Genomic DNA, 19,487 nt, shown 5'->3' on the forward strand with positions numbered 1-19,487 from the left:
AGCCGGTCCGAATCAGCGGCCGACGTCCGGCTGCGCCAGGTGCTGGCGCAGCGTGGGGCCGTCGCGGAACTCGCGGATCAGGTGCTGGACGACCTCGCGCAGGTCGCCGTCGGCCGCATCCGCGACGCGCGTCTGCCGGAGGTAGCTCGCCCCTTGATCGAGGATCGTGTTCAGCCCGCGGAACTCGCGTGCGCAGTGCAGCTCCTCGGCGATCGGCTCCAGCTCGGCCATCGTGTCGCGGAGGTGATCGGCGACGTGGCGCTGCGTGCCATCGGCGTCGACGATCAGACGCGCGTCCAACCCGTACCGGGCGGCGCGCCACTTGTTCTCCCGCACGAACCACGGCGGGATCGTCGGGAGCTCGCGCCCCTCGTCGAGCTGTCGCGAGAGGTGCTCGGTGAGCACCTGGACGAGGGATGCCACGGCCGCGAGCTCGGGAAGCGTCGACATCCCGTCGCACGCGCGGATCTCGATCGTTCCCCACTTCGGCGCGGGGCGGATGTCCCAGCGCACCTCCGACGCGTCCTCCATGACGCCCGTGCGGACCATGCCGTCGAGGTAGTTCTCGAAGTCGCTCCACTGCGTGAAACTCCAGGGCAGGCCGGCGGTGGGCAGCTGCTGGAAGACGAGGGCGCGATTGGATGCGTACCCGGTGCGGTCGCCGGCCCAGAACGGGCTCGACGCCGACAGGGCTTGCAGGTGGGGGAGGTAGAGCGACAGCGCGTTGATGAGCGGGAACACCTTGTTCACGTCCTCGACACCCACATGGATGTGGATGCCCCAGATCATCATGTTCCGGCCCCACCACTGGGTGCGTTCGATGAGCTTGTGATAGCGGGTCTTGTCGGTGATCTGCTGCTCGTACCACCGGGCGAAGGGGTGGCTGCCGGCGCAGAGCATCTCGAGACCGCGCGGTGCGGCGAACTCGCGCACCCGCTGGATCGCGTCGTCGATGTCGTCGACCGCCGCGGCGACGGTGTCGCCGACACCGCTGGTGACCTCGATGGTGTTCGTCAGCAGCTCGCCCGTGATCGTGTAGCGCTCGAGCGCGGAGGATTCCTCGACTTCGGCGAGCACTTCCGGCGCTCGGGGCGCGAGATCCCCTGTGTCGCGGTCGGCGAGCATCAACTCCCACTCGAGCCCCACGGAGGAGCGGGCAGACGTGGCGAAGGGGACCGTCATGCGCTCAGTCTGACACGCGGTGCGGTGCGGTTCGCGACGACCGTCATCATCTGGCAAAATAGACGGTTGGACCGCTCGCTCGACCCTCTATCCGGCGGGAAGGTCCACCCTCAGAGCTCCCGCCGGGTGTGCACCCCACGCTCCAGGCGACGTTCACTTCACATCACACCACTCAGGAGAATTGTGGCTGTCAAGATCCGTCTCAAGCGCCTCGGTAAGATCCGCGCGCCCTACTACCGCATCGTCGTCGCCGACTCGCGCACCAAGCGCGACGGCCGCGTGATCGAGGAGATCGGTCAGTACCACCCGACCGAGGAGCCCTCGATCATCAAGGTCGACTCCGACCGCGCCCAGTACTGGCTGTCCGTCGGCGCTCAGCCGACCGAGCAGGTCACCGCGCTGCTGAAGCTCACGGGCGACTGGGGCAAGTTCAAGGGCGACAAGAACGCCGTCTCGACCGTTCGCACGGCCGAGGCCAAGGGCGAGTTCGTCGCAGACGCGTCGAAGAAGTCTGTCATCAAGCCGCAGGCCGCCAAGAAGGCCGAGGAGCCCGCCGCTGAGGCTCCCGCCGACGAGGCTCCCGCCGCCGACGCGACCGACGCGGAGTAATCCGTTGCTGTCCGCCGCGCTCGAGCACGTCGTCAAGGGGATCGTCGATCACCCCGACGACGTCGTCATCCGTTCCTCCTCGTCGCCCCGCGGCGAGGTCCTCGAGGTGCGCGTGCACCCCGACGACCGGGGACGGGTGATCGGGCGCGGCGGACGCACCGCCAAGGCGCTGCGCGCGCTGATCTCCGCGCTTGCCGACGGCACGCGCGTTCGCGTCGACGTCGCGGACGACTGACATGGCCGCCGACCCCGCTCGCACTCAGCTGCGCGTCGGGCGCCTCGTCAAGGCGCACGGCCTCAAGGGCGCACTCAAGCTCGAGCTCTACACCGATGATCCCGACGGCCGCTTCGTGCCGGGCGCGACGTTCACGTTGCAGGTCCCCGAGGCGTCTCCCTGGCACGGCAAGTCCGTGACCGTCCGCGAGTTCCGGTGGATGAACTCGCACCCCGTCCTCTTCCTCGAGGACGTCAACGACCGCGATGCCGCCGAGAGCCTGGTCAAGGCCATCCTCTGGGTCGACCAGGACGGCGACGCCACGGTCGAGGACGACGCCTGGTTCGATCACCAGCTCGTCGGCCTCGACGTCGTGCGTGACGGCGAGCGGGTCGGACGCATCGCACGAGTCGATCATCTCCCCGCGCAGGACCTGCTCATCGTCCAACGCGACGGTGACGACACCGAGATCCTCGTACCGTTCGTCAAGGCGATCGTGCCCGAGGTGGATGTCGCAGGGGGTCGTGTCATCGTGACTCCGCCGGCGGGACTGTTCGAAGATCTGCCCGCTGATGAGTCCGACGACCCCGCGGCAGCCGCTTCCGTGGAAGACGGCGACAGCGCCTCCTCCGAGGACTGACGTGCGCGTCGACGTCGTCACGATCTTCCCCGCGTTCTTCGACGTCCTCGAGGTCTCGCTTCTCGGCAAGGCGCGAGGCGCCGGCCTCCTCGATGTCCGCGTCCACGATCTGCGGGACTACACCACCGATCGGCACCGCACCGTCGACGACACCCCGTACGGCGGCGGCGCCGGCATGGTGATGAAGCCCGAGCCGTGGGGGCTCGCGCTGGATGCGATCGTCGCGGACGCGGACGCGGGCGACCGGCCGACGTTCATCTTTCCTTCGCCTGCTGGCGAGCGGTTCTCGCAGGGCACCGCTCGCGAGCTGAGCGAAGCGTCGCACCTCGTCTTCGGCTGCGGCCGCTACGAGGGGATCGACGAGCGCGTCTTCGCATACGCGGCGACGCTCGGCGACGTCCGGCTCATGAGCCTCGGCGACTACGTCCTCAACGGGGGAGAGGTCGCCTCGATGGCGATGATCGAAGCGATCGGCCGCCTCATTCCCGGCGTCGTCGGCAACCCCGAGAGCCTCGTCGAGGAGTCGCACGAAGACGGGCTGCTTGAGTACCCCTCCTACACCAAGCCCGCATCCTGGCGTGGCCACGAAGTGCCGGACGTCCTGCTCAGCGGGCACCACGGCCGCGTCGCGGAGTGGCGGCACGCTCAGCGGGTCGAGCGGACGCGCGAGCGCCGTCCGGACCTGTTGCCCGGAGACCTCGAGGCCTGAGCCGGCCGCCGCGACGACGGACCGGCCCAGGGCACACGTCAGTCGACGCCGAGGAACGACCGGTCGGTGAGGATGACCGGACCGTCCGCGGTGATGGCCACGGTGTGCTCGGAGTGCGCACCGCGGGACCCGTCGGCGCTGCGGAGGGTCCATCCGTCGGCATCCGTGACCAGCTTGTCGGTGCTCTGCAGGAACCAGGGCTCGAGCGCGACCACGAGGCCGGCGCGCAGCGGGTAGCCGCGGCCGGGCTTGCCGTCGTTGGGGACGTGCGGGTCGCCGTGCATCTCCCGGCCGACGCCGTGGCCGCCGAAGTCGGTGTTGATCGACAGCCCGTCGGCGCGGGCGACCGTCGCGACGGCGTGCGAGATGTCGCCGATCTTGTTGCCGACCACGGCGGCTCCGATTGCTGCATCGAGAGCGCGCTCGGTGGTGTCGATGAGGGCGAGATCCTCGTCTCGCGGCGTCCCCACGACGAACGACACGGCCGAGTCGGCCACCCAGCCGTCGACCGAGACCGCGAAGTCGAGCGTGACGAGATCGCCGTCGCGCAAGGCGTAGTCGTGGGGGAGCCCGTGCAGGACCGCGTCGTTGATCGACGTGCAGATCACTTTGCCGAACGGGCTGGCTCCGAACGACGGGTGGTAGTCGATGTAGCAGGATTCAGCGCCGGCGCGGCGGATGAGCTCGTGCGCGCGCCGATCGATCGCGAGGAGGTTCGTGCCGACCTTCGTCTCGTCTCGAAGGGTCGCCAGCGTCTCGGCCACGAAGCGTCCCGCGGGACGCATCGCTTCGATCTCGGCAGGGGTGCGCAGCTCGATCATCGTGATCCTCTCTTCAGCTTCTATCCTGCCGGACCGGCGTAGCATCGGGAGCATGTGGCTGCGACGCGCGCTCTTCCATTGGCTCCTTCCCGCGGCCCTGGCGCTGCCGCTGTGGCTCGTCGTGGGCTGGGCGATCTCGGGTGCGAGCGGCTGGGTGTTCCTCTGGGTCCTGTTCATCGCGGTCCCGGCGGTGCTGATCGGTCAGCTCGTGACGACACTGCTGGTGCGGGCACGCGGCACCGTTCGGCACTCGCGGATGCTGTCGTGGTGGGACGTCCTCGTGTTCACGGTGTGGCACGCGCTCATCATCGCCATCGGGTTCTACCCCGAGGGTGCCTTCTGGCCGCTGCTCACCGCCGCGGTCGCTGCGTTCCTCGCGGTCTTCTGGGTGTCGCTCTGGCAGCTCTTCCGCGAAGCGCGGCCCGTCTCGCTGTTCTCCGTCGCCACAGATCCGGCGTACCTGCGCGAAGCGATGCGACCGACGTCCGAACGACGTGCCGACGAGAAGGTCGTGATCATCGAAGAGGTCCGGCGCAGCGACGGCTGACGTTTTGGTCAGCGGGGCCCGGCATGGCAGAATGAACGCTTGTGCCCTGACAGATCTCTGCCTCAGGGGAGCGGCGCCCGGCGGGCGCCCGGGGCACCGCATCCTTATTCAACTCTCTCGTGGTCGACCTGAGGCGGTCGCAGGAAGAACAGATCATGCAGATCCTCGACTCCGTCGACGCAGCATCGCTGCGCAGCGACATCCCCGCATTCGCCCCCGGAGACACCGTCAAGGTGCACGTCAACATCACCGAGGGCAACCGCTCGCGTATCCAGGTCTTCCAGGGCGTCGTCATCGGCCGCTCGGGCGACGGCGTGCGCGAGACCTTCACCGTCCGGAAGATCAGCTTCCAGGTCGGCGTCGAGCGTACGTTCCCCGTCCACAGCCCCGTGATCGACCACATCGAGGTCGTCACGCGCGGTGACGTCCGTCGCGCGAAGCTGTACTACCTGCGCAACCTGCGCGGCAAGAAGGCGAAGATCAAGGAGAAGCGCGACCGCTGATCGCAGCGACGCATTCTCTGGATGCCCCGGGCTCAGGCTCGGGGCATCCGTCGTCTCCGCTGCGCGGTGACCGGCGATGGTCGCGGAATGTGCGACCCTGGGTAGGGCTCCCCGGCGGGCGAGTCGGATGAGAGGCGATGAATGACCACCGATGACCTTGCCGCGCAGGCGCCGAAGCCCGCGCGTTCACGATCACGTCGCCTCGGCCTGCTTCTTCGGGACGTCCTCGTGATCGTCGCCATCGCTCTCGCGGTGTCGTTTCTGGTCAAGACTTTCCTCGTTCGTTCGTTCTACATCCCGTCCGGATCCATGGAGCGGACGCTGCTGAAGGACGACCGGATCCTCGTCGACCAGCTCACGCCCCGGTTCGGCGGGTACGCGCGGGGTGACGTCGTCGTCTTCCGCGATCCCGGAGGGTGGCTGCCTCCCACCGTCGAGCAGGCCCGTCCGCCGCTCGTGGAGGGCATGGACTGGGTGCTGTCCGTCGTCGGGCTGTCGGCTCCCGACAGCAAGGACCACCTCATCAAGCGGATCATCGGGATGCCGGGTGACCACGTCGTGTGCTGCAACGCGGTCGGCCAGATCACGGTGAACGACGTTCCCATCGACGAGTCCTCGTACGTCTCGCTCGCGGACGGCCAGTCGGCCCCGCAAGAGGTTCCGTTCGACGTGACGGTGCCCGAGAACTCGCTCTGGGTGCTCGGCGACAACCGGGATCACTCCCGGGACTCGCGCTACAACCGCGATCAGCCCTCGCAGGGATTCGTCCCGCTCGACAACGTCGTGGGACGAGCCTTCCTGATCACCTGGCCTCTCGACCGCTTCGGCCTCATCGACTTCCACCACGACGTCTTCGCGGGGGTCCCCGCGCCCGAAGGACGATGACCGTCGTCGCGCCCCGGCTGACCGTCGAACGGCGGCTGCTGCGCGAGTACGAGTTCGTCATCGCTCTCGACGAGGTGGGGCGGGGCGCGTTGGCGGGCCCGGTGTCGGTAGGTGCCGCCGTGCTCGACGCACGCTGCGCGCGTCGTCGCGTTCCCGAGGGGCTTCGTGACTCGAAGCTCGTGACCGAGCTTCGCCGACCAGAGCTGGCGCTGCGAGCAGCCGACTGGGTCGTGGCCTCGGCGGTGGGGTCGGCCACGCCGGGCGAGATCGACGAGATGGGGATCATGCGGGCGCTCGGCCTGGCCGCTGTTCGCGCGATCCAGGGTCTCGGCGTCGCGGATCCCTTCGCTGCTGAGACCGTCGTCATCCTGGACGGCAATCACGACTATGTCAGTCCGATGGCCGGACCGGGCATGACGGTGCGGACGATCATCAAGGCGGACCGCGACTGCGCCAGTGCCGCGGCGGCGTCGGTCATCGCAAAGGTGGCGCGCGATGCCCACATGACCGAGCTGCACGACGAGACGCCGATGTACGAGTGGGCACGGAACAAGGGTTACGCCAGCGCTCTCCACCGGGCCGCGATCCGGGAGCACGGGCTGTCGCGCCATCACCGGGCGTCCTGGGCGATCGCCGACGCGCCCACTCTGTTCTGACTTCGGTGCCCGGGGTCGCGGGGACGAGAACGTCGTGCTGCCGCCGCCTAGGATGGAGTCACCATGGATGACGAAGTCTTCGAAGACTATGACCGCGAGCTGGAGCTGGCGCTCTACAAGGAGTACCGCGACGTCGTGTCGCAGTTCCAGTACGTGATCGAGACCGAGCGTCGCTTCTACCTCGCGAATGACGTCAACGTCGTTCGGCGCGACACCGAGCACGACTTCTACTTCGAGCTGACGATGAACGACGTGTGGGTCTGGGACATCTATCGCGCCGACCGTTTCGTGAAGTCCGTGCGTGTACTGACGTTCAAGGACGTCAACGTCGAGGAGCTCCAGCGCCGCGACTTCGAGCTCCCCGACGAGCTCTCGCTCGACAGCTGACGCTCCTCCCCAGGACCGTCGTCGGGCCGGTTCTGCACGGCCGCGCAGCCGTGACCCCGGGGCCGTCGGCTGGCGCGCGAGAGTGCTTGTATGGCAGCGAAAGACGACCGGGGCCGCGCCGGTGAAGAGCGGGCCGCGCGGCACCTGACCCGCCTCGGGTACGACATCCTGGACCGGAACTGGCGCGATCGGCAGGGCGAGATCGACATCGTCGCCGTATCGCGCGACGAACTCGTCATCGTCGAGGTCAAGACCCGGCGGACCGCGGCGTACGGGCATCCGTTCGAGGCGGTCGACGAACGCAAGAAGGACCGGTTGTGGCGGCTCGCCTGCGCCTGGATCGCCGCGCACCCGGGGGAGGTGCGCGGTCGCCGGCTCCGTCTCGACGTCATCGGCATCACCGGCGACGACGTCGATACGGCGGCGCTCGAGCACGTCGAGGACCTCCGGTGAGCCTCGGGCGTACCTGGGCGGTCTCACTCACCGGGCTCGCCGGTGACCTCGTGGAGGTCGAGGCCGACCTGTCGAACCAGACGCCCGCGTTCCGCATCGTCGGACTCGCCGACCGAGCCCTCGCCGAGGCACAGCAGCGGGTGCACAACGCCTGTCAGAACAGCGGGCTGCCGCTGTCGCGCCGCCGAGTGACGGTCAACCTCTCACCGGCGAGCCTTCCGAAGCAGGGTTCGGGGTTCGATGTCGCCATCGCCGTCGCGGCGCTCGCGACGGAGCTGCCGATGGACCCCACGTCGCTCGCCGACACCGTCCACATCGGCGAGTTGGGCCTCGACGGGCGGCTCCGCCCGGTACCGGGAGTGCTCCCCGCAGTCATCGCCGCAGCGCGCGCGGGGAAGCGGGCGGTCATCGTCCCCGAGGCCTGCCGAGCAGAAGCCGCTCTCGTCGACGGGGTCCGCGTCGTCGGATGCCGCACCCTCGCGGGCGTCGCGCGCTGGCACGGGCTCGAGATCGACAGTGATGACGAGGCGGTACCCGAGGTGCCGGTTCCCGCCGATGACGGAGAGCATGACGGCGACGGGCTGCCTGTCGACGATCTCTCGGACATCCGAGGTCAGGAGGAGGCGATCGATGCGCTCGTCGTCGCGGCGGCCGGCGGCCACCATCTGCGCATGAGCGGTCCGCCCGGTGCTGGGAAGACCATGCTTGCCCGTCGCCTGCCGGGGATCCTGCCCCCGCTCGACGACGAGACCGCGCTGCAAGTCGCATCGATACGCTCGCTGTCGGGCACCGTCGTCGACAGCCTGAGCAGAGTTCCTCCGTTCGAGGCGCCGCATCACAGCGTGAGCGTCGCGGCGCTGGTGGGCGGTGGCAGCAGGTCGCTGCGACCGGGGGCGATCGCTCGGGCGAGCGGGGGCGTCCTGTTTCTCGACGAGGCCGGTGAGTACAGCGCCCACGCGCTGGACTCTCTTCGTCAGCCACTCGAGGCGGGGTCGATCGACATCCACCGGGCGGGATTCCGGGCAACTCTGCCGGCGAGGTTCCAGCTGGTGCTGGCCACGAACCCCTGCCCGTGCGGACAATACGGCGTCCGTGGCGGCAATTGCTCGTGCCCATCCCTCGCGATCCGCCGCTATCTCGGCCGACTCTCGGGCCCGCTGCTGGATCGCATCGACATCGAGCTCTCGCTTTCGCGGGTGTCGCTCGCCGACCTGACGGCGCGCGGTCCTGCGCAGATGACCACTGCCAACGCGCGGGAGCAGGTCGCAGCCGCGCGGTCGCGTGCCGCTCTGCGATTGGCGGAGACCCCGTGGCGAACGAACGCCGCTGTCTCGGGCGCGTGGCTGCGGGATGGACCGCTCGCTCCCGAACCGCGCGTTCGCGCTCCGCTCGACGCGGCGCTCCAGCGCGGAGCGCTCACCCTGCGTGGCTACGACCGGGTTTTGCGGGTAACAAGATACATCTAGGACATACTTCGTGTATGACCCGCGCAGCGCTTTATCTCCGTCAGTCGATGGATCGCGACGGACGATCCGAAGGTATCGACCGTCAGCGCGCCCGATGCCGCTCGCTCGCCGAATCGCGCGGATGGGACATCGCGGACGAATACGTCGACAATGACGTCTCGGCCTCGAAGCCGCGCGGCGCCGGCACGGCGTGGCACCGCCTCATCGTCGACGCGAAGGCGCAGCGTGTCGACGTCGTCGTTGCCGTCGATCAAGACCGCATCCTCCGTGGGATCGGCGACCTCGTGACCATTCTCGACACGGGCGTCCGCATCGCGACCGTCGACGGCGAGCTCGACCTCACGACGGCTGACGGCGAGTTCCGCGCGACACTGGCGGCGGGACTGGCGCGCTTCGAGGTCCGGCGCAAGAGCGAGCGCCAGAAGCGCGCGAACGCCCATCGTCGCGAGAGACTTCTCCCCGCGGGCGGCCGTCGAGCGTTCGGGTACACGAAGCTCCGCGCGGGCGCGGCCGTCGACTGGCCGAAGCGCGTCTCGAGCGACGGCACGGAGTGGCCGGACTACGGGCACGAGCCGCTCGAGCCGGAGGCGTCCGCCGTGCGCCAGGGGTACGCGATGCTCCTCGCCGGGGCGACGCTACGCTCGATCGCACGGGCATGGAACGCCGACGGACTCACGACGACAGTCGGCCAGCGCTTCGAGGCGTACAGCGTCCGGAACGTGCTCGCGAACCCCCGTAACGCCGGGCTCGTCGCTCCGCCCCGGTCAGCGGCGGACGGAGGCCAGAGCGGGGCGCAGAATCTGCGTCTCTCCGACCTCCCTGTCGGGTCGTGGGAGCCGCTCGTGTCGCCCGAGACGTGGGCGGCCGCGCGCGATCTACTCGCCGACCCCGCGCGCCGATCGAACCCCGGGGCGATGCCGAAGACCCTCCTCTCCGGGATCGCGACGTGCGGCGTGTGCGGGGCGCCGATGAAGGCGGGCGTCATCCGTGACATTCGCTCATACCGGTGCAGCGCGTCCCCGCATCTCAGCCGGAAGCGCGACGACGCCGATCACTTCATCACGCACGTCGTGCTCGATCGGCTGGCGCGGCCGGATGCCGCCGAGATCCTCCGTCGCCCCGACGCACCCGACGCCGACCGCCTCCGCGCGGAGTTGCTCGAGGCGAAGGCGGGGGAGGCAAACGTACTCGCCCTCGTCGGGCAGGGCTTGACGACGATCGACGCGGCTACGGCGACGCTCCGGGACGTGCGCGAGCGCATCGCGAAGCTCGAGGCCTCGCTCACGGACGCCGGGCGGGTGAACGTGCTCGGAGCGCTCGTCGACAGCGCAGAGGCGGCGGGCGACGACTATGAAGCGCGCTGGGCCGCCGTCGCGGAGGCCTGGGCGGGGCTCGACGAGGATCGACAGCGCGCGATCGTGCGGAAGCTTGTCGGCATCGTCATGCGGTCGCCGGGGAAGGGCTCACGCCCTCCGCGGGATGCGGCGGGGCGACTGGCACACACGGAGGCGACGCTCGCGCTCACGTGGCACTAGCCGGTACGTTTACGCGGTGACTGTGGGGGACTGGGCCCGACTTCTGTACATCATCGGCGGCGCTTTTGCGATCGCGGGACCGGCAATCGCCGCGGTTCGCACCGCAAGGGCCTACGGACGCGCGAAGGAGTTTCAGGGCACCTGGGACGACTTCGACGCTGCGTGGAGCGCCGAGACTGTTCATTCGACCGCTAGAGCGGACGCCTGGTGGGGCGTGATCGAGTTCGCGCTCGTCGGCGTCGGCGTCGCGCTGGCATCCGTTGCGAGCTTGCTTCTGATCCCGTCTTAGTCGCCCGGCTCGCTCGGCTCGAGGCCGAGGCGACGGAACTCATTCGCGTTCGTCGCGATCTGCGCCTCGAGGTTCGCGTTCTCGATCTCGAGGGCCCGCATCGACCGGAGCGCCATACCGGCCCGGTTCGTCTGCCCGGCCATGCGCGTGGCTTCGTACTCGGCGCTCACGTTGAACAGCCGAGAGGCGACGTCGGCCTTCACGACGAGGAGACGGTGCCGCTCGATGCGCAGCTGGTCGACGTCGACGTCCGCGTTCGTCTTGATCTTCCGGTTCTCCCGGATCTGGCTCGGGATCGCCGTACCGACGAGGACGAGGCCGAGGATCGCGAAGGCGAACCCGCCGATCATGAAGCCGTCGCCGATCGCCCGGTTCTCGATGAGCGACGGGATGCCGGCGAGCGCGGCGACAGCGAGGCCAATCGTCAGGACTGAGATAGCGACGGTCATGCGGGGCGTCATGGCGCTGAGCTTATCCAGCGGGCGACGTACGCCTAAGGCTGAGCGCACCGGCTCGCGTGTGTCGAGAGGGCGTAACTCGCTCGAGAAGATGCGGATAGCGACGGATGCCAGGCTCGAGGCGCACGTTATCCGCTCGCGCCAAGACACTTAGCGACGAGCGGGCCAGCTAGCGACGGTCATCTAACGACCGTGTGCCACGTCCCAAGTCCCGAGGTATACGCCCCGATACGTCTCTCAGCCCTCGAGGTAATGGTCCGGGACGGTCCTCAGCGGTCCTCGGGACCAGGGCCCCGAAACGGTCCTCCTGGTCCCCGGGTCTTTAGACCGGGACCGAGGACCGCGGGGGAGGAGGCCTAGGCGGAGAGGGTGAGTCTTCTCGACCAATAGGTCAGAGGATCGGGGCTTTTCTGCTTGCGTAGTCCACGGGTATACGTCATGATCGTTTCAAGGAGTAGCGGGATAGCAACCCCTCCGCTGATCCGGTAGGCCGACAGGAACCGCCGGGCGAAGCTGCCAGCAGAGCGCTAGAAGCGCGGCGGTCACTCAGAGCAAACCGCGGTACCGAGCTATATCGGCCAGACCTCGACTCGAGGACTTGCCGCTCATGCGCTCTGCCGCCCCTCTCGCCCCGCTCTCTCCGGATGAGCGCGCGATCGTCGCCCGCGTCGTCGACGCCGCCCCTCCGCTCCGTCCCGCCCTCATCGCCGAGATCGCCGCCCTCTTCGGGGGTGCCGCGTGAGCGCCGACAAGCCCTCCGTCATCCCGCCGAAAGGCTCCCCGGAGCGCTCGGCGTACTTCCGCGACCTCATCGCGAAGCGCTGGGAGAAGCCGCGCCCCGTGCCGAAGGAGACGCGCGGACCCCGCACGCTCCCGGCCGGAAGCCCTGACGAGACGATGTGGGACGAGCGCGCCCGCACTCTGGGCCTGTCCGATGAGGGGATGAGCCGCACGTCATGGCGCCGCATCCTCAAGCGCCTGGCCGCCGCTGAGCTCGAGCGGCTGCGCACTCAGGGAGTCGACTCGAGCCGCCCGGCGGACGCGAACGACGATCTCCTCCTCGTCTACCTCGAGCGCGAGGCGACGCGCCTCCGCGAGCGCGCCGTCCGGGATCGCGCGTTCGCTGAAATGCACGACAAGGAGGCGAACGACGCGGAGACGCGCCTCATCGCTCACATGCGCCGGCTGGGCCTCGCATGACCGTCATCGACGGCGTCGACTTCATCGCCACGAGCCGCGAGAGCATCGTCGCCCACGTCGCCGGGCTCGGGAAGCTCGTCGAGCACGACCCGGCCGAGATCCCGACCGCCGCACGCGACATGGGAGCGAGCGTCCCGCTCGAGGTCTACACGAAGAGCGCCGCGCTCGACTTCCTCTTCGACTCCGCGCCGAAGCTCGCGAAGGAGGAGCGGAAGGCGCTCCGCAAGAAGGCCGCCCGCGCGTACGACAAGGGCCGCCGGGGTCCGCGTCGCGCGTTCCTCTGGGCGCCGGATGCCGCGAGCCGTCGCGCCGACCTGGACGCCGAGAAGGAGAAGCAGCGCATCCGCCGCGACGCCCGTCGCGAGCTCGACGAGGAGGAGCTCGAGGTCGACGACCTCGCCGACGACTACGCCGACGTCGCCGCGCTCATCGAGCAGGGCGTCGAGCGCCGTACGCCGGACGCTGGGGGCCTCCGCGCCGATGGTGTGCGTCTCGCCTACAGCGGGGCCGTAAACGGCCTCGTCGGCCCTCCTGAGAGCGGGAAGACGCTCGTCGCGATCGCTCAGGCGTGCGACGCCCTCAAGGACGGGGCGCGCGTGCTACACGTCGACGCCGACCACAACGGAGCCGAGGCGACGCTCTCGCACTACCTCGCCGCCGACGGCATCGAAGAGAGCGTCCTCGCCGACCGCAACCGCTTCCGCTACGTCGACGTGCGCTCCGCCGACCATCTCCGACGCATCGTCGCCGCCGCGGACGAATGGCGCCCGACGTTCGTCGTCGTCGACTCCGTCGGCGAGATGGTGCCGCTCATGGGCGGAGAGTCCAACTCGAACGACGACTATCGCCGCATCCATCGCGAGATCCTCTCGCCCCTCGCGAACCTCGGCGCCGCCGTCCTCGTCATCGACCACGTCACGAAGGAAGAGGGCCGCGGCGGGTACGCGATCGGCGCCGGCGCGAAGAAGGCCGCGATCGACGGCTCGTATCTCGCCGTGGCGACCATGGAGCCCTTCGCACCCGGCCAGGGAGGCGTGGCCGCACTGACCATCCTCAAGGACCGGCACGGCGGCCTCCGCGCCGTCTCGCCCGCGGCGAAGAGCCCGACCGCCGCCGTCTTCCGGCTTGACTCCCGCAGCGGCGTCTCGACGTGGGAGTTCTACGCGCCGCGCTCGCACGAAGAGCGCCTCTCCGAGCAACTCGCCGCCGACGTCGCCGCCCTGAACGACCTCGAGCCCGCGCCGACGTCGAAGACCGACGTCAAGGCGCGCATGAAGTGGGGAAGCGACCGTGCGTTCGCCGCTCTCACCGCCTGGCGAGCCGCCCAGCAGACCACATTCCCTGTCGATTGATAACGAAAGGCAAACAACCGTGATCTCCGAATCATTCAGCAGCATCACCGCCGCCGGAACCCTCAACGCCCGGTACAGCGTCGACCTCCCCGACCCGGGGAAGATCAAGGTCGCCGAAGTCGCGGCGCTCGTGAAGAGCCTCCCCGGCACTGTGAAAGCGCTCCGCGAGGCGAACAAAGTCGCGACGGAGGCTCGCGAGCGTCCTCGTCGCCTCTCCGAGCAGCACCGCGCGGACGCCGCGCGTGCTGGCAAGGAGGGGACGAAGTTCTCGGCGAAGGCCGCCCGGAAGGCGCAGCGCGACGCCGAGGATGACCTCGAGATCGCCGAGCTCGAGCAGCAGGTCGCCTCGGCCCGTGCGGTGAGCCATTATGAGGCGATCGTCGACGCGGTCATCGCCCACAGCGACCCGCTTCTCCGACAGGCCCTGGCGGACGCTGAGGCGGCGCTCCTGGGGCTCACGACGGCCCGAACGATGCTCGCCCAGCACGGCGCCGCGTTCGGCTCGACAACGGCCTTCGCCGCGATGGTCGCGGACATGCCGCACAAGCGCGACCTCCGCGGCCGCCCGCTCAAGTCCGCGAAGCACGGGGCGCCGGAGGTTCACGTCGCCGTCACCCTCGAGAAGCTCGACGAGGCGATCGTCTCGGCTTCGGCGACGGTCGACGAGTTCAAGGCCGAGCTCAAGAAGCGCGACGCCCAGGCCGACGCCGACGCGCAGTTCGACGCGATCGACGTCGCGGACCCCGACGAGGACGGCGACGATGACTGACCCCATCGACCGCGACTTCGCCGGCATCGACATGGAACGGAAGTGGACGCTCGCCGAGACGCTCGACGAGATCACGAACCGGACGCTCGAGGCCCTCGGCGACGGAGAGTCGCCGGCGCCGCTTCTGGCGGTCCTCGTCGACGTCGCTCGCCTCCGAGTCACCCAGACCCCCCGCAACACAGAAGGAGAAGGCACGTGCCCATCAACCGAGTAGAGATCACCGTCGACGTCCCCGTCGGCTTCGCCAGCACCTACGACGCCCGCCTCGCGGCGAAGAAGACGCTCATCCCCGCCGCGACCGACGTCCACGGGACGCGCTTCCGCGAGAAGAACGCGCTCCCGGGCGACGCGAGCAAGACGCGCTTCGTCGTCGACGTCATCACGCCCGACCCCGCCCCCGAGCCGGACCCCGAACCGCAGCCCTGACAACACGACGCCGCGGCTCCTGAGCGTCGAATCACGGGAGCCGCGGCGGAAAGGCCATGGAGATGACCAACACCGAGCGTAAGGCGTTCGACGCCGCATTGACCGAACTCGAGCAGACCGTCGCGCAGATGGTCGCCGCCACGAAGGAGAACACCGCATCATGACCGACCGCATCGCAAAGCTCCGCCGCCGCGAGGCCGCGCTCGAAGCCGAACTCGAGAGCCGACAGGAGAACCTCAGCGCCAGCGAGCGACAGGCCCGCTACCTCCGCGGTTCCTCGTCGTCGACCGACCTCCGAAGCTCCGCCAGCGCCGCCCAGGCGAACCGTCTCCGCGGGGGCGACGATGACTGAGCGCACCGCTGCGGACGAGAACGTCGACACGATCCTCCGTCGCGCCGACCGTGCCGCCACGCGCTCGGTCCAGCGTCGCGGCGCCGACGCTCAGAAGGCCGTCCGCGAGGCCCTCGAGTGCGCTACGGCGCTCGAGATCACCGACCGCGACGAGGACGCCGCGCTCGCCTTCGCCGCCGCATCCGTCCTGTGGGCGATTGGCCGGAAGTGGACGGGGCCTGTCGACGAGCACGGCGTGCTCGAGTCGTCCGTCGTCGCGCTGCGCCGCGTGCTCGAGGGGTACGGCGATGACTGAGGGAGAGAAGCTCGGCGAGGCGCTCGTCGAGCTCGAGGAGGCGCTCGTGAAGCTGCATGACAGGCTCGTCGTCCTGAACGGAGAGCGGGCCGATGCGTAGCCGGCGACAGGGGTCGATCCCCTCCGATATCGGGGATCTCATCGACGAGCTCGACGACCTCGGGGAGCGGGTCCGCGCGCTTGAGGCGCCGACAGGTGAGGCCTTGTCGTCGACCGTTGCGAAGCTTCAAGGCCTGGTCGCAAACATCACGGAGACGCTCAACAACTACATGGCGGGGCGACGCACGGACGCGCAGATCGACGCGGCGATCGACGCGAAGATCGCGGCCGCGATCGCAGCGGCCTTCGCCGGTAACGTCTCGATCACGGGCTCGCTCACCGTGAACGGAGCCCTCGCGGCCGCATCACTCTCGACGGGCGGCTCCCTGACGGCCGGCGGAACCGTGACGCTCACCGGGGCGCGCGGGACATCCCTCGTCTCGGCCCCGAACCGCGTCAACGCCTGGCTCGCGGGCGATGGACGGCTCGGGCACACGGCATGAGCGCCTCGGCCTGTCGCGTCGACCGCTCACCCGACACGGGCTCGCTCGTCGTCTGCACGTGCGGGCTCTCGCTCGGGCCGTTCATGGATCACGCGCGAGCGATCAGCGTCGCGCGGGACCATCGCGACGTGCACAAGCGCGAGAAGGCCCGCGCGCGGCTCAGCGGCCCGGCCGCAACATAGCGAGCAACTCGGGGATGCTCCGTCGGACCTTCGGGCTCGGCGGGGCATCTTCGTTTTCGCGGTCCTCGCTCGGGAGGCGACGCTCAATCTCGCGAAGCTGTCGGTTCGTCGCCCGTAGCTCGTCGGCGATCTTCTTCGCGGACTCCGCAAGCGTCTTCATGCGCCCGGGCATCGATGTGCTCGAGACGCTCGTCGTCGTGAGCTTGATCGCGTCGACGTGCAGCGTGAACGTGTCGGAGTAGCGGCGCCAGCGATTGCCCTTGTACGAGACGGAGACGGTGACCTCGTCGGGCGTCTTCATGTGATTGACGAGCTCATTGTGCGACGTCGTGGTGACTCCGCCGGCCCACCACACGTTCGTCAACTCGCTCCCGGGCGGGAGGATAGGCGTCGCGCGATCGTAGCGCTTCGCGAGTGTGTCGGTGAGTCCGTCCTGGCGTTGCTCCTCGGAGAACGGCGGGTCGAAGGTGACGGTCAGATCCCGAGCGGCCGACGTCCCGTAGTTGCGGACGACGAACTCGAAGGATGAGTCGCTGTGCTCCGCCTCGCGGAAGAGCGCCATGACGAGCGGCCGACTGCGCTCCCGGCTGTCGCGCGCCGTGCTCGCCAGGGCGACGACGGCGATCACGGCCGTGATGATCGCCGCGAACGCCGAGATGACGTCGGTATAGGGCGCGAGGGCGTCGACGAGGGGCGCGAGCGGCGCGACGGGCGTCGGAGTCGGGGAAGGCGTCACGGCGCCGAGCATATCGGCGGAGAATGCCGCCGCGCGGGTCAGTCGCGCGCGGTCACCGGCTCCCGGCCGAGCGCGACGAGGGCCGCGTTCATGTCCTCGAGCACGCCGTCGCGCGTTGTGACCTCCGCCTCGACGCGCTGGGGCGCATCCGTGCCGAAGATCTTCGCCTCGCGCTCCTGGTAGCGGAGGAGGCGCATCTCGGCCTCGGCGGACGCCTTCACGTCGCCAGCGGCACGGGCGGCGGCGATGTCGCTCACGGCTAGCCGGATGAGTTCGTCGATCTCTGCCTCCTGTCGTGCCCGCCGCTCATCTACGCCGGTCTGAATCGAATCGCGGATGCGCGCGAAGTAGGCGTCCACGCGGGCGCGGAGTACCTTCTCGGAGAGCGGGTAGCCGAGGCCGCCGCGCTCGACCGGCAACGCGACCAGCTGCGCCATTTGCCTGAGGCTGAACCGCTCTTGCTTGCGGTCGTACGCCCAGCGCTCTTCGTTCTCCACCTTCGCGGCGACGATCTCACGTTCGTGTTGCCCCACGGCTCCTCCTAGTTACGTTCTGAACCGATGTATTGAGTGGCATGGTCGGTCGCCGACCTCGCGGGTCGCGAGCGGCTGACCGCGGGTGACGTCGGGCGCGCACTATTCCTGAAGAAGGGCCTCCAGCAGTGAGCAACGACGAGGTGCGCAGCGCGTTGGCGGGGCTCGTGCCCGCGGGCGACCTGGCAGATCCCGACAGCGTCCGCGAGCGCTGGGCGCGAGCACGATGGTCGGTGCTGGCCGAGCCCGGAGACGGTATCGCCGGGCTCGCAATCCAGCGGCTGGGAGCGTTCCGCGCCTTCCAGTGCGCTCTGCGAGACGACACACCTCCGGCGGAGCTCGATCTCGAGGTGCGGGACTGGCGCCGCGCCTGTGCCCGGTGGCGTCCGCGGCAGGGCGACCACTCCTACGCGATCGAGCGGGCGAAGCGGGTCGGGGTTCGGCTCATCGTGCCGGGTGATCCGGCCTGGCCGGAGAGGGTCGAGGAACTCGGCATCCATGCCCCGGTCGCGCTGTGGGCCAGAGGACGGGCAGATGCTCTCGCGGCGCCAGCGGCGGCGGTTGCGCTCGTCGGAGCGCGCGCGGCGACTGCGTACGGTGTGCAGGTCGCGGGGGAGATCGCGGGAGAACTGGGCGTCGCGGGGGTGACGATCGTGTCCGGGGCTGCCGTCGGGATCGACGCTGCGGCGCATCGAGCCTGCCTCGCGGTCGGCGGCAGCACGATCGCCGTGCTCGCGGGAGGCGTCGACAAGGCGTACCCGTCGGGCCATGCCGGCTTGTTGACGGAGGTGTCGCGCCGTGGTGTGGTCGTGAGCGAGGTGCCCTGCGGCACGGCACCGACGAAGTGGCGTTTTTTGCAACAGAAACTCAGTCATGTCAACGGCGTGGCCGCCCCATGCCCCACGGTGTGGCACCACGACACTCCGCGACACGCCGAGGGAGCGCGATCCGTCCGAATCTGATGTCGGTGGAGGGGTCTACCGTACGATCTGTGGACGGAGGGAAGCGGAGATCGACTCAGCCGCATAATTCCGGGCCTGCGACGATGCGGCCCGCGCATCTTACCTGTGGATGAAACGGTGGAGAACACAGCCTAGTGCTGTGGAGAAACTACAGGCTTGTAACTACTACCCATTGTGGTGCCCCCCGATGTCGGCACCCATATGTAGTATTGAGCCCGAAGGACAGCAAGGAGCCCCGAAGTCCGGGGTAGACCGGAGCGGTTCGGGGCTCTACACCTATCTTGCCGGATGGGGTGTGTAGAGACTCTAACACCGCACGAGGGTGGGAGTCGTCGTGACTCTCCTCTCACCGGACCATTCCGTTGTTGTTCGGATTGGACAAGGAGATGGCTACGACGCCGGATCTGAACCCCGGGACTCCGACCCCTCGGTCGGGGCAGTACGAGATCGTCGGACCCCGTGGTGGGCGTACCGGGATCGAGCGTACGTCCACGCGCGGCAACCCGCTGCCCCCGCCCCTCAAGGCTGGGCAGAACTACCGTCTGGTCGACGCGACGAAGCACGGGAAGCGCTGATGGTGCGCGGCTACGGGCAGTGCACTGCCCCCGTGCGAGGCCATACCGGAGGAGGGGCGGCGAGCTGCCCCGTACATGGAGGACGCGGTGGATATGGCTACAGCTACCCGTCCTACTCGCGGCCCTACTCTCCGCCGCGGGTCGAGACGCCGCCGCCGCCGAAGCGTTACCCGAGCTACGCGAGCCGGTCTTCGGGCGGCTCCGGGGCT

At 69.2% G+C, this 19,487-nt stretch carries 29 protein-coding genes; 24 read left to right on the forward strand and 5 right to left on the reverse strand.

Features of this window, described 5'->3' with window-relative positions:
• Positions 1–12: 12 nt before the first annotated feature.
• Positions 13–1,182 (reverse strand): glutamate--cysteine ligase, encoded by a 1,170-nt coding sequence (locus DO944_RS02970; RefSeq protein WP_112614484.1) that lies wholly within the window; start codon positions 1,180–1,182, stop codon positions 13–15.
• A gap of 183 nt (positions 1,183–1,365) precedes the next feature.
• On the opposite strand from DO944_RS02970, the gene rpsP reads away from it, so the two are divergent.
• The 4 genes from rpsP to trmD are packed head-to-tail and all read left to right on the forward strand — an operon-like array spanning position 1,366 to position 3,354.
• A complete protein-coding gene (rpsP, locus tag DO944_RS02975) occupies positions 1,366–1,791 on the forward strand; it encodes a 30S ribosomal protein S16 (protein ID WP_023950978.1) in 426 nt (141 codons plus the stop codon).
• 4 nt (positions 1,792–1,795) lie between these two features.
• The gene (locus DO944_RS02980; RefSeq protein WP_023950977.1) at positions 1,796–2,026 is read left to right on the forward strand and encodes an RNA-binding protein; all 231 of its coding nucleotides are present in this window, start codon (positions 1,796–1,798) and stop codon (positions 2,024–2,026) included.
• Between the two features lies 1 nt (position 2,027).
• Entirely contained in the window at positions 2,028–2,645 is a 618-nt protein-coding gene (gene rimM / locus DO944_RS02985) for a ribosome maturation factor RimM (RefSeq protein WP_112614486.1), read from the forward strand.
• 1 nt (position 2,646) lies between these two features.
• The gene (trmD, locus tag DO944_RS02990) at positions 2,647–3,354 is read left to right on the forward strand and encodes a tRNA (guanosine(37)-N1)-methyltransferase TrmD (RefSeq protein WP_112614488.1); all 708 of its coding nucleotides are present in this window, start codon (positions 2,647–2,649) and stop codon (positions 3,352–3,354) included.
• A 38-nt stretch (positions 3,355–3,392) separates the two neighbouring features.
• Here trmD and map read toward each other — a convergent pair whose 3' ends face one another.
• The gene (gene map / locus DO944_RS02995) at positions 3,393–4,175 is read right to left on the reverse strand and encodes a type I methionyl aminopeptidase (RefSeq protein WP_112614490.1); all 783 of its coding nucleotides are present in this window, start codon (positions 4,173–4,175) and stop codon (positions 3,393–3,395) included.
• 52 nt (positions 4,176–4,227) lie between these two features.
• Between map and DO944_RS03000 the strand changes: the two genes are divergently transcribed.
• The 9 genes from DO944_RS03000 to DO944_RS03040 all read left to right on the forward strand — a co-directional run bounded on the left by DO944_RS03000 (position 4,228) and on the right by DO944_RS03040 (position 10,896).
• Positions 4,228–4,722 (forward strand): MFS transporter permease, encoded by a 495-nt coding sequence (locus tag DO944_RS03000; RefSeq protein WP_112614492.1) that lies wholly within the window; start codon positions 4,228–4,230, stop codon positions 4,720–4,722.
• A gap of 155 nt (positions 4,723–4,877) precedes the next feature.
• Complete coding sequence (rplS, locus tag DO944_RS03005) at positions 4,878–5,225, forward strand: 50S ribosomal protein L19 (RefSeq protein WP_023950969.1); 348 nt, start codon at positions 4,878–4,880, stop codon at positions 5,223–5,225.
• A gap of 141 nt (positions 5,226–5,366) precedes the next feature.
• On the forward strand, positions 5,367–6,110 hold the full coding sequence (gene lepB, locus DO944_RS03010) for a signal peptidase I (RefSeq protein WP_112614494.1): 744 nt from the start codon (positions 5,367–5,369) through the stop codon (positions 6,108–6,110).
• Positions 6,107–6,766 (forward strand): ribonuclease HII, encoded by a 660-nt coding sequence (locus tag DO944_RS03015; RefSeq protein ID WP_112614496.1) that lies wholly within the window; start codon positions 6,107–6,109, stop codon positions 6,764–6,766. The genes lepB and DO944_RS03015 overlap by 4 nt, the downstream gene beginning before the upstream one ends.
• 63 nt (positions 6,767–6,829) lie before the next feature.
• On the forward strand, positions 6,830–7,153 hold the full coding sequence (locus DO944_RS03020) for a DUF2469 family protein (RefSeq protein WP_023950963.1): 324 nt from the start codon (positions 6,830–6,832) through the stop codon (positions 7,151–7,153).
• Between the two features lie 90 nt (positions 7,154–7,243).
• Positions 7,244–7,606 carry a YraN family protein gene (locus tag DO944_RS03025; protein WP_112614498.1) on the forward strand — a complete coding sequence of 121 codons (363 nt, stop codon included), beginning with the start codon at positions 7,244–7,246 and terminating at the stop codon, positions 7,604–7,606.
• Positions 7,603–9,072, forward strand: coding sequence for a YifB family Mg chelatase-like AAA ATPase (locus tag DO944_RS03030; protein ID WP_112614500.1), 1,470 nt, complete (start codon positions 7,603–7,605; stop codon positions 9,070–9,072). Before DO944_RS03025 ends, DO944_RS03030 begins: the two co-directional genes overlap by 4 nt.
• Positions 9,073–9,086: 14 nt before the next feature.
• The gene (locus DO944_RS03035; RefSeq protein WP_112614502.1) at positions 9,087–10,607 is read left to right on the forward strand and encodes a recombinase family protein; all 1,521 of its coding nucleotides are present in this window, start codon (positions 9,087–9,089) and stop codon (positions 10,605–10,607) included.
• A 16-nt stretch (positions 10,608–10,623) separates the two neighbouring features.
• The gene (locus tag DO944_RS03040; RefSeq protein ID WP_146751996.1) at positions 10,624–10,896 is read left to right on the forward strand and encodes a hypothetical protein; all 273 of its coding nucleotides are present in this window, start codon (positions 10,624–10,626) and stop codon (positions 10,894–10,896) included.
• Here DO944_RS03040 and DO944_RS03045 read toward each other — a convergent pair.
• Complete coding sequence (locus DO944_RS03045; RefSeq protein ID WP_112614506.1) at positions 10,893–11,357, reverse strand: hypothetical protein; 465 nt, start codon at positions 11,355–11,357, stop codon at positions 10,893–10,895. The genes DO944_RS03040 and DO944_RS03045 overlap by 4 nt on opposite strands.
• Positions 11,358–11,961: 604 nt before the next feature.
• Here DO944_RS03045 and DO944_RS15820 point away from each other — a divergent pair.
• From DO944_RS15820 to DO944_RS03085, 9 genes are all read left to right on the forward strand, one after another.
• Positions 11,962–12,096, forward strand: a complete 135-nt coding sequence (locus DO944_RS15820; RefSeq protein ID WP_258524541.1) for a hypothetical protein — start codon at positions 11,962–11,964, stop codon at positions 12,094–12,096.
• A complete protein-coding gene (locus DO944_RS03050) occupies positions 12,093–12,554 on the forward strand; it encodes a hypothetical protein (RefSeq protein ID WP_112614508.1) in 462 nt (153 codons plus the stop codon). The genes DO944_RS15820 and DO944_RS03050 overlap by 4 nt, the downstream gene beginning before the upstream one ends.
• Positions 12,551–13,906: an AAA family ATPase gene (locus DO944_RS03055; RefSeq protein ID WP_112614510.1), complete on the forward strand. Its 1,356-nt coding sequence runs from the start codon at positions 12,551–12,553 to the stop codon at positions 13,904–13,906. Before DO944_RS03050 ends, DO944_RS03055 begins: the two co-directional genes overlap by 4 nt.
• 19 nt (positions 13,907–13,925) lie before the next feature.
• Entirely contained in the window at positions 13,926–14,675 is a 750-nt protein-coding gene (locus DO944_RS03060; RefSeq protein ID WP_112614512.1) for a hypothetical protein, read from the forward strand.
• A complete protein-coding gene (locus DO944_RS03065) occupies positions 14,668–14,889 on the forward strand; it encodes a hypothetical protein (RefSeq protein WP_112614514.1) in 222 nt (73 codons plus the stop codon). Before DO944_RS03060 ends, DO944_RS03065 begins: the two co-directional genes overlap by 8 nt.
• Positions 14,871–15,101 (forward strand): hypothetical protein, encoded by a 231-nt coding sequence (locus tag DO944_RS03070; protein WP_112614516.1) that lies wholly within the window; start codon positions 14,871–14,873, stop codon positions 15,099–15,101. The genes DO944_RS03065 and DO944_RS03070 overlap by 19 nt, the downstream gene beginning before the upstream one ends.
• Positions 15,102–15,261: 160 nt before the next feature.
• Positions 15,262–15,453: a hypothetical protein gene (locus DO944_RS03075; protein ID WP_112614518.1), complete on the forward strand. Its 192-nt coding sequence runs from the start codon at positions 15,262–15,264 to the stop codon at positions 15,451–15,453.
• A complete protein-coding gene (locus DO944_RS03080; protein ID WP_112614520.1) occupies positions 15,446–15,748 on the forward strand; it encodes a hypothetical protein in 303 nt (100 codons plus the stop codon). The genes DO944_RS03075 and DO944_RS03080 overlap by 8 nt, the downstream gene beginning before the upstream one ends.
• A gap of 92 nt (positions 15,749–15,840) precedes the next feature.
• Positions 15,841–16,290, forward strand: coding sequence for a hypothetical protein (locus tag DO944_RS03085; protein WP_112614522.1), 450 nt, complete (start codon positions 15,841–15,843; stop codon positions 16,288–16,290).
• Between the two features lie 159 nt (positions 16,291–16,449).
• Here DO944_RS03085 and DO944_RS03095 read toward each other — a convergent pair whose 3' ends face one another.
• The gene (locus tag DO944_RS03095; protein WP_146751997.1) at positions 16,450–17,208 is read right to left on the reverse strand and encodes a hypothetical protein; all 759 of its coding nucleotides are present in this window, start codon (positions 17,206–17,208) and stop codon (positions 16,450–16,452) included.
• A gap of 38 nt (positions 17,209–17,246) precedes the next feature.
• On the reverse strand, positions 17,247–17,741 hold the full coding sequence (locus tag DO944_RS03100; protein WP_112614528.1) for a hypothetical protein: 495 nt from the start codon (positions 17,739–17,741) through the stop codon (positions 17,247–17,249).
• A 128-nt stretch (positions 17,742–17,869) separates the two neighbouring features.
• On the opposite strand from DO944_RS03100, the gene DO944_RS03105 reads away from it, so the two are divergent.
• Both DO944_RS03105 and DO944_RS03110 read left to right on the forward strand, forming a co-directional pair.
• The gene (locus DO944_RS03105) at positions 17,870–18,703 is read left to right on the forward strand and encodes a DNA-processing protein DprA (RefSeq protein WP_181574127.1); all 834 of its coding nucleotides are present in this window, start codon (positions 17,870–17,872) and stop codon (positions 18,701–18,703) included.
• A 386-nt stretch (positions 18,704–19,089) separates the two neighbouring features.
• Complete coding sequence (locus DO944_RS03110; protein ID WP_112614532.1) at positions 19,090–19,278, forward strand: hypothetical protein; 189 nt, start codon at positions 19,090–19,092, stop codon at positions 19,276–19,278.
• The last annotated feature ends 209 nt before the right edge of the window (positions 19,279–19,487 follow it).

Origin of the sequence: Microbacterium sp. SMR1, from assembly GCF_003289625.1 — a bacterium.
GTDB classification, from domain to species: domain Bacteria; phylum Actinomycetota; class Actinomycetes; order Actinomycetales; family Microbacteriaceae; genus Microbacterium; species Microbacterium plantarum.